The sequence below is a fragment of the Streptomyces sp. NPDC002537 genome, from assembly GCF_053594975.1.
The window spans coordinates 1-14,186 of sequence record NZ_JBSFWT010000089.1 but is presented as its reverse complement, the minus strand read 5'-3'; the positions used below and the strand labels follow the sequence as shown (position 1 = coordinate 14,186).

10 protein-coding genes are annotated in these 14,186 nt (G+C 72.6%); 5 read left to right on the top strand and 5 right to left on the bottom strand.

Going from position 1 to position 14,186, the window contains the following annotated elements:
* Positions 1-181: 181 nt before the first annotated feature.
* Complete coding sequence (gene acnA, locus ACWD4A_RS29505) at positions 182-2,908, bottom strand: aconitate hydratase AcnA (RefSeq protein WP_451198592.1); 2,727 nt, start codon at positions 2,906-2,908, stop codon at positions 182-184.
* 237 nt (positions 2,909-3,145) lie between these two features.
* Between acnA and ACWD4A_RS29500 the strand changes: the two genes are divergently transcribed.
* Genes ACWD4A_RS29500 through ACWD4A_RS29490 form a run of 3 tightly spaced genes read left to right on the top strand, consistent with a single transcriptional unit; the run spans position 3,146 to position 6,631 of the window.
* Complete coding sequence (locus ACWD4A_RS29500; protein WP_451198591.1) at positions 3,146-3,646, top strand: MarR family winged helix-turn-helix transcriptional regulator; 501 nt, start codon at positions 3,146-3,148, stop codon at positions 3,644-3,646.
* On the top strand, positions 3,637-5,046 hold the full coding sequence (locus tag ACWD4A_RS29495; RefSeq protein WP_451198590.1) for an MFS transporter: 1,410 nt from the start codon (positions 3,637-3,639) through the stop codon (positions 5,044-5,046). Before ACWD4A_RS29500 ends, ACWD4A_RS29495 begins: the two co-directional genes overlap by 10 nt.
* A gap of 55 nt (positions 5,047-5,101) precedes the next feature.
* Entirely contained in the window at positions 5,102-6,631 is a 1,530-nt protein-coding gene (locus tag ACWD4A_RS29490; RefSeq protein ID WP_451198588.1) for a helix-turn-helix domain-containing protein, read from the top strand.
* A gap of 33 nt (positions 6,632-6,664) precedes the next feature.
* Here the strand turns inward: ACWD4A_RS29490 and ACWD4A_RS29485 are convergent, their stop codons facing one another.
* Both ACWD4A_RS29485 and ACWD4A_RS29480 read right to left on the bottom strand, forming a co-directional pair.
* Positions 6,665-7,063, bottom strand: a complete 399-nt coding sequence (locus ACWD4A_RS29485; protein WP_451198587.1) for a RidA family protein — start codon at positions 7,061-7,063, stop codon at positions 6,665-6,667.
* A complete protein-coding gene (locus tag ACWD4A_RS29480) occupies positions 7,060-8,205 on the bottom strand; it encodes an acyl-CoA dehydrogenase family protein (protein ID WP_451198586.1) in 1,146 nt (381 codons plus the stop codon). The genes ACWD4A_RS29485 and ACWD4A_RS29480 overlap by 4 nt, the downstream gene beginning before the upstream one ends.
* Positions 8,206-8,351: 146 nt before the next feature.
* Between ACWD4A_RS29480 and ACWD4A_RS29475 the strand changes: the two genes are divergently transcribed.
* Together ACWD4A_RS29475 and ACWD4A_RS29470 are read left to right on the top strand one after the other, a co-directional pair.
* A complete protein-coding gene (locus ACWD4A_RS29475; RefSeq protein ID WP_451198584.1) occupies positions 8,352-9,992 on the top strand; it encodes an AMP-binding protein in 1,641 nt (546 codons plus the stop codon).
* Complete coding sequence (locus ACWD4A_RS29470; protein WP_451198583.1) at positions 9,985-10,848, top strand: PaaX family transcriptional regulator; 864 nt, start codon at positions 9,985-9,987, stop codon at positions 10,846-10,848. The genes ACWD4A_RS29475 and ACWD4A_RS29470 overlap by 8 nt, the downstream gene beginning before the upstream one ends.
* A 12-nt stretch (positions 10,849-10,860) precedes the next feature.
* Here ACWD4A_RS29470 and ACWD4A_RS29465 read toward each other — a convergent pair whose 3' ends face one another.
* Both ACWD4A_RS29465 and ACWD4A_RS29460 read right to left on the bottom strand, forming a co-directional pair.
* Positions 10,861-13,101 carry a bifunctional salicylyl-CoA 5-hydroxylase/oxidoreductase gene (locus ACWD4A_RS29465; RefSeq protein ID WP_451198582.1) on the bottom strand — a complete coding sequence of 747 codons (2,241 nt, stop codon included), beginning with the start codon at positions 13,099-13,101 and terminating at the stop codon, positions 10,861-10,863.
* A gap of 2 nt (positions 13,102-13,103) precedes the next feature.
* A complete protein-coding gene (locus ACWD4A_RS29460; protein WP_451198581.1) occupies positions 13,104-13,931 on the bottom strand; it encodes an enoyl-CoA hydratase family protein in 828 nt (275 codons plus the stop codon).
* Between the last annotated feature and the right edge of the window lie 255 nt (positions 13,932-14,186).

The following is a 14,186-nucleotide window of genomic DNA, read 5'->3' as shown; positions in this document are numbered from 1 at the left end:
GGGGAGCGACATCGTCCCGGCATCGACCCCCGCCGGAGACTAACCGGAAGCGGAATGCCCGACACTCCCCCAACGCTCCGATCACCCTTACGAGTTGGGGCGCCCCGCGGGTTGCCGAACACGACGAGGGCCGCACCCCGTACGAACGGGGTGCGGCCCTCAACCGGCCTTGCGGAACCGCCTACTTGCGGATCAGCGAGCGCAGCACGTACTGCATGATGCCGCCGTTGCGGTAGTAGTCCGCCTCACCGGGGGTGTCGATGCGGACGACCGCGTCGAACTCGACGCCCGTGTCGGTGGCGACCTTGACGGTACGCGGCGTGGTGCCGTCGTTCAGCTCGGTCACACCGGTGATGGAGAAGGTCTCCTCGCCGGTGAGGCCCAGGGACTCCGCCGTGGCGCCCTCGGGGAACTGCAGGGGCAGGACGCCCATGCCGATGAGGTTCGAGCGGTGGATGCGCTCGTAGGACTCGGCGACGACGGCCTTGACGCCGAGCAGCGCGGTGCCCTTGGCCGCCCAGTCGCGGGACGAGCCGGAGCCGTACTCCTTGCCGGCCAGGACGACCAGCGGGATGCCCTGCTCGATGTAGTTGCGCGAGGCGTCGTAGATGAAGGAGACGGGGGCATCCCCAGCAGCAGCGGCCTGCGTGAAGTCGCGGGTGAAGCCGCCCTCGGTGCCCGGCGCGATCTGGTTGCGCAGGCGGATGTTGGCGAACGTACCGCGGATCATGACCTCGTGGTTGCCGCGGCGGGAGCCGTAGCTGTTGAAGTCACGGCGGTCCACACCGTGCTCGGTGAGGTACTTGCCGGCCGGGGTGTCGGCCTTGATGGCACCGGCCGGGGAGATGTGGTCGGTGGTGACCGAGTCGCCCAGCTTCGCCAGCACGCGGGCACCGGCGATGTCGGTGACCGGGGTGGTCTCCATCGTCATGCCCTCGAAGTACGGGGGCTTGCGGACGTAGGTGGACTGCGCGTCCCACTCGAAGGTGTTGCCGGTCGGGATCGGCAGCGCCTGCCACTGGGCGTCGCCCGCGAAGACGTCCTGGTAGGACTTGTTGAACATGTCCTCGCCGATGGCGGTGGCCACGACGTCGTTGACCTCGGCCTCGGTCGGCCAGATGTCCTTGAGGAAGACTGGGTTGCCCTCGGTGTCCGTGCCCAGCGCGTCCTTGGTGATGTCCACCTTCATGGAGCCCGCGAGGGCGTACGCGACGACCAGCGGCGGGGAGGCCAGGTAGTTCATCTTGACGTCGGGGTTGATGCGGCCCTCGAAGTTGCGGTTGCCCGAGAGGACCGAGGTGACCGCGAGGTCGTGCTCGTTGACCGCCTTGGAGACCTCCTCCGGCAGCGGGCCGGAGTTGCCGATGCAGGTGGTGCAGCCGTAGCCGACGAGGTTGAAGCCGACCTTGTCGAGGTACGGGGTCAGGCCCGCCTTGTCGAAGTAGTCGGTGACGACCTTGGAGCCCGGGGCGAGGGTGGTCTTGACCCACGGCTTGCGGGTCAGGCCCTTCTCGACCGCCTTCTTGGCCACCAGCGCGGCGGCGACCATGACGTAGGGGTTCGAGGTGTTGGTGCAGGAGGTGATCGCGGCGACGGTGACGGCGCCGTGGTCGATCGTGTAGGTCGACCCGTCGGGGGCGGTGACGGTGGTCGGGCGGGACGGCACGCCGTTGGCGGCGGCCGGGCTGTCGGAGGCCGGGAAGGACTCCTTGCCCGCCTCGTCGGCGGTGTCGACGTAGTTGAGCACGTCGACGGCGAACTGCTGGGCGGCGTTCGCGAGGACGATGCGGTCCTGCGGGCGCTTCGGGCCGGCGATCGACGGGACGACCGTGGAGAGGTCGAGCTCCAGCTTCTCGGAGAAGTCCGGCTCGGCGGCCGGGTCCAGCCAGAGGCCCTGCTCCTTGGCGTACGCCTCGACGAGCGCGACCTGCTGCTCGGAGCGGCCGGTGAGCTTGAGGTAGTTCAGGGTCTCGCCGTCGATCGGGAAGATCGCGGCGGTGGAGCCGAACTCCGGCGACATGTTGCCGATGGTGGCGCGGTTGGCCAGCGAGGTGGCGGCGACGCCCTCGCCGTAGAACTCGACGAACTTGCCGACGACGCCGTGCTTGCGCAGCATCTCGGTGATGGTGAGCACCAGGTCGGTGGCGGTGGTGCCGGCGGGCAGCTCGCCCGTCAGCTTGAAGCCGACGACGCGCGGGATCAGCATGGAGACCGGCTGGCCGAGCATCGCGGCCTCGGCCTCGATGCCGCCGACGCCCCAGCCCAGCACGCCGAGGCCGTTGACCATGGTGGTGTGCGAGTCGGTGCCGACCAGGGTGTCCGGGTAGGCCTGGCCGCCGCGGACCATGACCGTGCGGGCCAGGTGCTCGATGTTCACCTGGTGGACGATGCCGGTGCCCGGGGGGACGACCTTGAACTCGTCGAAGGCGGTCTGGCCCCAGCGCAGGAACTGGTAGCGCTCCTTGTTGCGGCCGTACTCCAGCTCGACGTTCTGACCGAAGGCGTCCTTGGTGCCGAACTTGTCGGCGATGACGGAGTGGTCGATGACCAGCTCGGCCGGGGCCAGCGGGTTGATCTTCGCCGGGTCGCCGCCGAGCTCCTTCACGGCCTCGCGCATGGTGGCGAGGTCCACGACGCAGGGCACACCGGTGAAGTCCTGCATGATGACGCGGGCCGGCGTGAACTGGATCTCCTGGCTGGGCTGGGCCTGCGAATCCCAGTTGCCCAGCGCGCGGATGTGATCGGCGGTGATGTTCGCGCCGTCCTCCGTGCGGAGCAGGTTCTCCAGCAGCACCTTCAGGCTGTAGGGAAGGCGCGCGGCGCCCTCGACCTTGTCCAGCCGGAAGATCTCGTACGACTCGTCGCCCACCTGCAGCGTGCTGCGGGCGTCGAAGCTGTTCGCCGACACGACAGTCTCCTTCATGCATGAATTCGCGTACTGCGGCCATCCTGCCGCCCCGACACCGCGCGGATCCGCTAAGGTGTGCCTTAGTTAGGCATGCCTTACTGGCGCGACAGCGGTACGCCTCTCGGCAGATATCTCGATGTCGAGATAACTCTAATACATCACCGGGGAACGGTCATGTCGTGGCCCTGGCGGGCGTCGATACAACAGCACTTATATAAGCGCTGTTACGATGGCCGCATGCCCAAGGAGCGCACACCCGACCCCACCCGGCACAGCCTCTGGCGGCCCTTGCGGCTGCTCCAGGAGTCGATGGACGCCGACATCGCCCGGCTCTACACCGAGCGGCGGATCGACGGACTCAAGCCGAGCTACGTCCTGGAGTTGCTGCGGCTGCACGACCGCGGCCCGATGACCATCACCGAGCTGGCCGAGTCGGTCGGCCGGACGCACTCGGCCCTCAGTCAGAAGGTGGCCGCCATGCGCGCGGCGGGCTGGGTGCGGACGGTCGCGGGCGACGACGGGCGCAGCAAGAAGGTGACGCTCACGGACGAGGCGCGCGCCGTCGTCGGCCGCCTGGCCGCGGAATGGCGGGCCACCGAGGCGGCACTCGCCGATGTCGAGGCCGAGCTCCCCTATCCGCTCACCCGGGTCGTCGCGGACATCGAAGCGGCCCTGGCGCGCAAGAGCTTCCACGACCGGATCGCCGAGAAACTGGCGCAGGACCCCGCATGGGAGTGACGGGCCCTCGCGCGGCGCCGGGACGTACGGGGCTGGGGCGCGTCCTGCTCGACGTGACGCCGTTACGGTCGTCGCGGGCGTTCCGGCGGCTGTGGCTCGGTCAGGCGCTCTCCGGGATCGGCAGTCAGATGGCGCTCGTCGCCGTGGCGTTCGAGGTCTGGCAGCTGACGGGGAGCACCGTCTGGACCGGTGCGGTCGGTCTGGCCCAGGCGGTTCCGCTCGTCGCGCTCGGGCTCTTCGCCGGGTCGGTCGCCGACCGCGTGGACCGGCGGAGGCTCTCGCTCGTCATGACCGGTGGGCAGGCCGCCGTCGCGCTCTTCCTCGCGCTGCAGGGTCTCCTCGGGCGCTTCCCGGCCACGGGGGTGCTGGCGCTGGTGGCGGTGCAGTCCTGCTTCGTCGCGGGCGGCGGCCCGGCCGCGCGTACCTTCGTCCCGAGCCTGCTGCCCCGGGAACAGGTGGCGGCCGGACTGGCGCTGAACCGCGTCGCGTTCCAGGGCGCGCTGCTGGCGGGGCCCGCGCTGGGCGGGCTGGTCGTGGGCGTATGGGGCGTCGGCGGCTGCTGCCTGCTCGACGCGGTCACGTTCGGGGCCGCGTTCGTCGGCGTGTCCGGTCTGCCGCGGTCGGTCCCTGTGGGCGGGTCGGCCCGGCCCGGCCTGCGCGGCGCGGCGGACGGGCTGGCCTTCCTGGTCCGCGCTCCTGTCGTCCGCGGGGCGTTGCTCACGGATCTGGCCGCCACCGTGCTGTCGATGCCGGTCGGCCTGTTTCCCCTGGTCAACACGGAGCGGTTCGGCGGCGATCCACGCACGCTGGGGCTGTTCCTCGCGGCGATCGCGGTCGGCGGCGGCGTCGCGTCCCTCTTCTCCGGCGCCTTCACCCGCTCCCCGCGCCCCGGTCTGGTCATGCTCGGCGGATCGGCCGTCTGGGGCGTGGCGCTCGCACTGTTCGGGCTGATGTCCCACCCGTGGGCCGGACTGGCCTGTCTGGCTTTGGCGGGGGCGGCCGACACCGTCTCCGTGGTGTCCCGGAGCACCATCGTCCAGCTGCACACACCCGGTGAACTGCTCGGGCGCGTCGGCGCCGCCGAGCAGATCGTCGGGCAGGCGGGTCCGGATCTCGGCAATCTGCGCGGCGGGCTGCTGGCGGACGCCACGTCAGGTGCGGCGGCCCTGGTCAGCGGCGGCCTGCTGTGTGTCGGGGCCGTCGCCCTGGTGGCGGCGGGCACACCGGGGCTGCGCCGCCACCGGACGTCCGGCGGCCGTACCGCCACCCCCGGCGCGAGTGTCGGCGCGCGCGCCGGGGCGCCGAAGCACACCCGGGCGCGCAGCGCCACCGAAGCTCCCGCCCAGGGGGAAACAGGCCGCCCGAGGGGCCTGTCGGCCGGTCATGCGGGGAAGAAATGACCGTCAGGAAGGCGACACAAGGAAGAAATCTCATATCTGAGATACCGTCTGACTCATGACAGACGCCTACCTCGCCCGCATCGGCAAGCTCATCCGCGACGCACGGCAGCACCGAGGCTGGACCCAGTCGCAGCTCGCGGACGCGCTCGGCACCAGTCAGAGCGCCGTCAATCGCATCGAGCGGGGAAATCAGAACATCAGCCTTGATATGATCGCCCGGATCGGCGAGGCCCTCGACAGCGAGATCGTCTCCCTCGGGTACGCGGGCCCGATGCATCTGAGGGTCGTCGGCGGGCGCCGCCTCTCCGGCGCCATCGACGTCAAGACCAGCAAGAACGCCTGTGTGGCCCTGCTCTGCGCGACCCTGCTCAACGCCGGGCGCACGACCCTGCGCCGGGTCGCGCGGATCGAGGAGGTCTACCGGATCCTGGAGGTCCTCGGCAGCATCGGCGTCAGGGCCCGCTGGATCAACGACGGCAACGACCTGGAGATCGTCCCGCCCGCCGAGCTGGACCTGGCCTCGATGGACACCGAGGCCGCCCGCCGCACCCGCAGCGTGATCATGTTCCTCGGGCCGCTGCTGCACCGCATGGAGCACTTCAAGATTCCGTACGCGGGCGGCTGCGACCTCGGCACCCGGACCGTGCAGCCGCACATGACCGCGCTCCGGCACTTCGGCCTGGAGGTCACCGCGACCGACGGCACCTACCACGCGCAGGTCGACCGTTCGGTCGCACCCACCCGGGCGATCGTGCTGACCGAGCGCGGCGACACCGTCACCGAGAACGCGCTCCTCGCGGCGGCCCGCCACGACGGCGTCACCGTCATCCGCAACGCCAGCTCCAACTACATGGTCCAGGACCTCTGCTTCTTCCTGGAGGAGCTGGGCGTACGGGTCGAGGGCATCGGCACCACCACCCTCACCGTGCACGGCGTGGCCACCATCGACCGCGACGTCGACTACGCGCCCTCCGAGGACCCGGTGGAGGCCATGAGCCTGCTGGCCGCGGCCGTCGTCACCGAGTCGGAACTGACGATCCGCCGCGTCCCCGTGGAGTTCCTGGAGATCGAGCTCGCCGTCCTGGAGGAGATGGGCCTCGACCACGAGCGCAGCCCCGAGTACCCGGCGAACAACGGCCGTACGCGGCTGCTGGACCTGACCGTGCGCCCCTCCAAGCTGCGGGCGCCGATCGACAAGATCCACCCGATGCCGTTCCCCGGCCTCAACATCGACAACGTGCCGTTCTTCGCGGCCATCGCCGCGGCGGCGCAGGGGCAGACCCTCATCCACGACTGGGTCTACGACAACCGCGCCATCTACCTCACCGACCTCAACCGCCTCGGCGCCGACGTCAAGCTCCTCGACCCGCACCGCGTCCTGGTCGAGGGCCCCACCCGCTGGCGCTCCGCCGAGATGATGTGCCCCCCGGCGCTGCGCCCGGCGGTGGTCGTCCTCCTGGCCATGATGGCCGCCGAGGGCACCTCGGTCCTCCGCAACGTCTATGTCATCAACCGCGGTTACGAGGACCTCGCGGCCCGCCTCAACTCCATCGGTGCCCAGATCGAGATCTTCCGGGACATCTAGCCGGTTCCCGGGGTGAAGCCGACCACGTCGGCTTCACCCCAGTACCGCCACCCCCTCCACCTCCACCAGCGCCTCCGCGTCCCAGAGGCGGGTCACGCCGAGGACGGCCATCGCCGGGTAGTCGCGGCCCGCCAGGCGGCGCCAGGTGGTGCCCAGTTCGTGGGAGGCGGCGCGGTAGGCGGGGAGGTCGGTGGTGTAGACCGTGAGTCTCGTCAGGTCGGCCGGGGTGCCGCCTGCCGCCCGGAGGGCGTGCAGGAGGTTGGCGAGAGCGCGGTCGAACTGGGTGGGGAGGTCGGCGGCGACGAGGCGGCCGGTGTGGTCGAGGGCGGTCTGGCCGGCCAGGAAGACCAGGCGGGTGCCGGTGGCGAGCACCGCGTGGGAGAAGCCCCGGGGCGGGGCGAGTCCGGGCGGGTTCACGCGCTCGTGGGTCATCGGTGGAGCTCCTTCGCGATGATCGTGCGCTGGACCTCGGTGGCGCCCTCGTAGATACGGGGCGCGCGGACCTCGCGGTAGAGGTGTTCGAGGAGGTGGCCGCGCTGGAGGGCGCGGGCGCCGTGGAGTTGCACGGCCGCGTCCACGACGTACTGGGCGGCCTCGGTGGCGTACAGCTTGGCCATGGCGGAGCGGGCCGCGAGGCCGGACTCCCGCGCGTCGTACGCGGCCGCCGCCGCGTACACCAGGAGGGCGGCGGCCTCCGTGCGGGTGGCCATGTCGGCGAGGCGGTGGGAGACGGCCTGGAGGTCCTTCAACGGGCCGCCGAACGCCCGGCGTCCACCGGTGTGGGCCACGGCGGCGTCGAGCGCGGCGCGGGCCATGCCGACGGCGAAGGCGCCGACGCTCGGGCGGAAGAGGTCGAGGGTGCGCATGGCGACGCGGAAGCCGTCGCCCACCTCGCCGAGGACGTCGCCGGGGCCGACGGGGACGCCGTCGAAGGCGAGCGCGCCGACGGGGTGCGAGGCGAGCATGTCGAGCGGTTCCCCGCCGAGCCCGGCCCGGCCGGCGGGGACGAGGAAGGCGGTGATGCCCCGGGCCCGGCCGCCCTCGGGGCCCGTACGGGCGAAGACGGCGTACAGGTCGGCCTCGGGCGCGTTGGAGATCCAGCGCTTCTCGCCGGTCAGCCGCCAGCCGGGGCCGTCCGGTTCGGCGCGCAGGGCGAGGGCCGCCGCGTCGGACCCCGCGCCCGGCTCGCTGAGCGCGAACGCCGGTACGGCGCGCCCGGCGACGACCTCGGGCAGCCACCGGGCGCGCTGTTCCGGGGTGCCGGACAGGACGACGGGGTACGCGCCGAGCCCCTGGAGGGCGAGGGCCGTCTCGGCGTCCGTGCACTCGCGGGCGAGAGCCTCGCGCAGCAGGCAGAGGTCCATGGCCCGTACGGGGCCGTCGGCGGGGAAGAGCCGGGCGAGCAGCCCGAGTTCGCCGAGGGCGGCGACGAGGGGGCGGTCGACGCGGCCCTGGGGTCCCGCCTCCGCCAGTGGCCGGAGGTTTTCCGAGGCCAGCGCGCGCAGTTCCGCGTACCAAGTACGTTGGGCCGGGTCGAGCGCGAACAGATGGGAGGTGCAGGGCTGGGCCGGCATCGGGCGTCCCCTTCTCGATCACATATCGCGTTCAGTTGACTGCCGTCACCAAGTCGATACGCTGACAGCGGATTCGCACGGCTGGCAAGACCCCCGTTCTCCCCCATCTCATCGGCATCTCATCGGCGCGAGGGGGCGCATCCGCGATGGAGCTCAAGCCGTCGGCCCATGTCGACACCTTCCCGCGCGACCATCTCCCGCCCGCCGGGCAGTGGCCCGTCCTCCGCTTCGATCTCGCAGGCCCGGCCGCGCTGCGCTACCCCGACCGGCTCAACTGCGGCGCGGAGCTGCTGGACGCGACGGCCCTGCGGCTGGGCGCGGACCGCCCGGCCGTACGGGACGGGGCGGGCCGCGTCTGGTCGTACGGGGAGCTGCGGGGGCACGTCGACCGGATAGCGCACACGCTCACCGCCGATCTGGGGGTGGTGCCCGGCAACCGGGTGCTGCTGCGCGGCCCCACCACGCCCTGGCTGGCGGCCTGTTGGCTCGCGGTGATGAAGGCGGGGGCGGTCGCGGTGACCGTCCTGGCGGCGCAGCGTCCGCGCGAGCTGGCGACGGTCTGCGAACTCGCCCGCATACGGCACGCGTTGTGCGACACCCGGTCGGTCGACGACCTGGCGCGGGCGTCGGTGACCTCCTTACGGGTCACGCCGTACGGCGGGGAGTCGCCGGACGACCTGCTGCGGCTGGCCGCGGACAAACCCCCATCGTATGCGGCGGTGGAGACGTCCGCCGACGACGTCGCCCTGATCGCCTTCACCTCGGGCACCACGGGGCGCCCCAAGGGGTGTGTGCATTTCCACCGGGACGTGCTCGCCGTCGCCGACACGTTCTCGGCGGGGGTGCTGCAGCCGCGCCCGGACGACGTCTTCGCGGGCAGCCCGCCGCTCGGCTTCACCTTCGGTCTCGGCGGGCTGGTGATCTTCCCGATGCGGGCGGGCGCGTCCGCGCTGCTGGCCGACTGGGCGGGGCCGGAACGGCTGTTGGAGGACATCGAGGGGCACCGGATCTCGGTGCTGTTCACCGCGCCGACCGCGTACCGCGCGATGCTCGCCCGGCTGGGCGCGTACGACACCTCGTCCCTGCGCCGCTGCGTGTCGGCGGGCGAGCACCTGCCCGCGGAGCTCTGGCACGCGTGGCGGCGCGCCACGGGGCTCCGGCTCATCAACGGCATCGGCGCGACCGAGATGCTGCACATCTTCATCTCCGCCGCCGACGACGCCGCGCGTCCCGGCAGCACCGGGCTGCCGGTGCCGGGTTACGAGGCGCGGGTCGTCGGGGCGGACGGCCGGCCGGTGCCGGACGGGGAGCCGGGGCTGCTGGCCGTGCGCGGCCCCACCGGCTGCCGTTATCTCGCCGACGACCGGCAGGCCGCGTACGTGCGGGACGGCTGGAACCTCACGGGGGACACCTATGTCCGGGAGCACGACGGTTACTTCCGGTACGTCGCCCGCGCGGACGACATGATCATTTCGGCGGGCCACAACATCGCGGGCCCCGAGGTGGAGGAGGCGCTGCTGCGGCATCCGCAGGTGCTGGAGGCGGCGGTCGTCGGGCGGCCGGACGAGCGGCGCGGCGAGGTGGTCGTCGCGCATGTGGTGCTGCGGCCCGGTGTGCCGCGCACCGGGGAAACGGCCGCGGAGTTACGGGAGTTCACCAAAAAGGAGATCGCGCCTTACAAGTGCCCTCGCGAGATCGTGTTCATGGATGCCCTCCCGCGTACGCCCACCGGCAAACTGCAGCGCTTCCGGCTGCGCAACGGAGCTTTACAGTTTCCCCGTGACTGACCAGCAACCACTCCATACTCCTCGGTCCCTCATCGTCACCTTCTACGGCGCGTACGGTCGCGGCCGCGCGGATCAGCCGGCCGGGCGTCCGGTGCCGATCGCGTCCCTGATCCGGTTGCTGGCCGCCGTGGGGGTGGATTCGCCCTCGGTACGGTCGGCCGTCTCCCGGCTGAAACGGCGCGGGCTGCTCGTCCCGGACCGCACGCCCGAGGGCGCGGCGGGGTACGGACTGTCGGACGCGGCCCGGCAGTTGCTGGACGACGGCGACCGGCGGATCTACGGCCGGGCGTCGACGCGGTCCGGCGGCGGCTGGCTGCTGGCGGTGTTCTCGGTGCCCGAGGAGGAGCGGCACAAGCGTCATCTGCTGCGGTCGCGGCTGTCGCGGCTGGGGTTCGGCACGGCGGCGCCCGGGGTGTGGATCGCCCCGGCGCATGTGCACGAGGAGACCCGGCACACGCTGGAGCGGCTGGAACTGGCCTCCTACGTCGACCTGTTCCGGGGCGGTCACCTCGGGTTCGAGCCGACCGCGGAGGCCGTGGGCCGGTGGTGGGACCTGGAGTCGCTGGCGGCGCAGCACCGGTCCTTCCTGCAGATCCACGAGCCGGTGCTGCACCGGTGGGCGCGGCGGCGCACCGTTCCGCCGCGCGACGCCTACCGGGACTACCTCCTCGCGCTGGACTCCTGGCGGAGGCTGCCGTACGCCGATCCGGGGCTGCCGGTGGCGCTGCTGCCCATGGACTGGCCGGGGTCGCGGGCGGCGCGGGTCTTCGCGGCGCTGCACACGCGGCTGCGGGAGGCGGGGGCGCGGTTCGTGCAGGCGGACATCGGGACGGACATCGGGACGGGCGGCGGGTAGGCGGCGGGCGCGTCAGGTGCCGCGCCCTGTCGGTGGTTTGCGGCTGCCTGCCCGGTACGGGGCGGGCCAGGGCGCGCCGGGGCCGCTGTAGCCCTGGTCCGCGGCGGCGTGCAGGGTCCAGTGCGGGTCGTAGAGGTGGGGGCGGGCGAGGGCGCAGAGGTCGGCGCGGCCCGCCAGGATCAGGGAGTTGACGTCGTCCCAGGAGGAGATGGCGCCGACGGCGATGACCGGGATGCCCGCCTCGTGGCGGATCAGGTCGGCGAAGGGCGTCTGGTAGGAGCGGCCGTACGCGGGCCGTTCGTCGGGGACGACCTGGCCGGTGGAGACGTCGAGGGCGTCGGCGCCGTGCTCGGCGAAGGCGCGGGCGATGGTGACGGCGTCGTCGTCGGTGGTGCCCCCGTCGGCCCAGTCGGTGGCGGAGACGCGGACGGTCATGGGCCGGTCGGCGGGCCAGACGGCGCGGACGGTGTCGAAGACTTCGAGGGGGTAGCGGAGCCGGGCGGCGAGGGTGCCGCCGTAGGCGTCGGTGCGGCGGTTGGTGAGCGGGGAGAGGAAGCTGGAGAGCAGATAGCCGTGCGCGCAGTGGAGTTCGAGGAGGTCGAAGCCGGAGCGGGCGGCGGCTTCGGCGGACCGCCCGAACTGCTCGCGTATGACGGCCATTTCGTCCGGCGTCAGGGCGTGCGGGGTCTGGTTGACGCCGGGCCGGTAGGGCAGGGGCGAGGGGGCGACGACGGGCCAGTTGCCGTACGGGAGGGGCTGGTCGATGCCTTCCCACTGGAGGCGGGTGGAGCCCTTGCGGCCGGAGTGCCCGAGCTGGAGGCCGATGGCGGTGCCGGGTGCCCGCGCGTGGACGAAGTCGGTGACGCGGCGCCAGGCGGTCTCGTGCTCCGGCGCGTACAGGCCCGTGCAGCCGGGGGTGATGCGCCCGCGGGGGCTGACGCAGACCATTTCGGTCATCACCAGTCCGGCGCCGCCGAGGGCGCGGGCGCCGAGGTGGACGAGGTGGAAGTCGCCGGGGGTGCCGTCGACGGCGGAGTACATGTCCATCGGCGAGACGACGACGCGGTTGCGCAGGGTCAGGCCGCGCAGCCGGAAGGGGGTGAACATCGGCGGGGTGCCGGGCGGTACGCCCGCCTCCGCCTCGACGGCGGCGACGAAGGCCGGGTCGCGCAGGCGGAGGTTGTCGTGGGTGACGCGGCGGCTGCGGGTGAGGAGGTCGAAGGCGAAGCGGTGGGGCGGCCGGTCCACGTGGCCGGCGAGGTTCTCGAACCATTCGAGGCTGGCGCGGGCGGCGCGCTGGGTGGACTCCACGGCGGGGCGCCGTTCGGCCTCGTACGCGGTGAGGGCCCCGGGGACGGAAGGCGCCTCCTGGAGGTGGCGCACGAGGGCGAGGGCGTCCTCGACGGCGAGTTTGGTGCCGGAGCCGATGGAGAAGTGGGCGGTGTGGGCGGCGTCGCCGAGGAGGACGGTGTTGCCGTGCGACCAGCGGGCGTTGACGACGGTGCGGAAGGCGGTCCAGGCGGAGCGGTTGGCGCGCAGGGGGCGGCCGTCGAGGAGACGGGCGAAGTACTTGCCGCACTGTTCGACGGAGGCGGCCTCGTCGCAGCGGTCGAGCCCGGCGCGCCGCCAGACCTCTTCGCGCATCTCGACGATGACGGTGCTGGCGTCGGCCCGGTAGGGGTAGGCGTGCAGCTGCATCAGCCCGTGCTCGGTCTCGGCGGTCTCGAAGCGGAAGGCGGCGAGGGCGAAGCCCGCGGAGAGCCAGATGTAGCGGCACCGGTGGGTGGTGAGGGTGGGGCGGAAGTGTTCCCGGTGGGTGGCGCGGGTAATGCTGTGCACTCCGTCGGCGGCGATGACGAGGTCGTGGGTGCGGGCCAGTTCGGCGGCGGGCGGGGCCTCGGCGCGGAAGCGGAGGCCGACGCCGAGGCCGCGGCAGCGCGCGTGGAGGATCTCCAGGAGGCGACGGCGGCCCAGGGCGGCGAAGCCGTGGCCGCCGGAGGTCAGGGTACGGCCGCGGTGCACGATGTCGATGTCGTCCCAGCGGACGAACTCGGCGCGCAGCGCGGCGTGGACGTCCCGGTCGGCGCTCTCGATGCCGCCGAGGGTCTCGTCGGAGAGGACGACGCCGAATCCGAAGGTGTCGTCGGGGGCGTTGCGCTCCCAGAGGGTGACCTCGCCGCCGGGGTCGTGACGTTTCAGCAGGGCGGCGGCGTAGAGGCCGCCGGGGCCGCCGCCGATGACCGCGACCCGCATGGTCACCGCCCCCGCCAGGCGGGCGGCCGCTTCTCGGTGAAGGCGGCGTGGAATTCCGCGTAGTCGGCGCTGTTCATCAGCAGGGCCTGGGTGGCGGCGTCGAGTTCGACGGACGCGGCGAGCGGCATGTCGAGCTCGGCGGTGAGCAGGGCCTTGGTCTGGGCGTGGGCGAGGGCGGGCCCGGCGGCGAGGCGGCGGGCGAGGCACTGCGCCGCGGCGGCGGCCCCGCCCTCGTCGGTCAACTGGCTGATGAGGCCGATGCGTTCCGCCTCGTCGGCGCGCACGGGCTCGCCGAGCATCAGCAGCCGGGTGGCGTGCCCGAGGCCGACGACGCGCGGCAGCAGATAGGCGGCGCCCATGTCGCCGCCGGAGAGGCCGACCTTGGTGAAGAGGAAGGCGAAGCGGGCGGTGGGGTCGGCGACCCGGAAGTCGGCGGCGAGCGCGAGGACGGCGCCCGCGCCCGCCGCGACCCCGTGCACGGCGGCTATCACGGGGAACGGGCAGGTGCGCAGGGCCTGGACGACCTGTCCGGTCATCCGGTTGAAGTCGAGGAGGGCCGCGGTGTCCATGGCCAGGGTCGCGCCGATGATGTCGTCGACGTCGCCGCCGGAGCAGAAGCCGCGGCCCTCGCCGCCGAGCACGAGGGCCCGTACGGAGCCGTCGCGGGCGAGCTCGGGCAACAGGTCGCGCAGGTCGGCGTAGGCGCCGAAGGTGAGGGCGTTGAGCTTGGCGGGGCGGGAGAGGGTGACGGTCGCGACGCCGGCGTCGAGGGCGAGGTGGAGGTGCCGCCATTCCTTCGTACCGGGGGCGGAGCCGGTGAACGGGCTCATGGAGCGGACTCCTTCAGCCGGAGGGGCTGGTGCGCCTGCTTCTGCCGAAGCTATCACCGGGTTGTGACTGTCGTCACGGGTACGCGATAGGGCAGGCTGCTGCCCCTGCTTCTGGGTGCGGGTTGTTCTCCGGGGCTCCGCCCCGGGCCCCGGACCGCGCTGCGCGCGGTGTCCACAATACCCCGACGGGCGGGAGGTGGGGACCCCCAGCCGCCACCAGACGGAAATAAGACCCGCCCGCGGGTGTGGGCACGG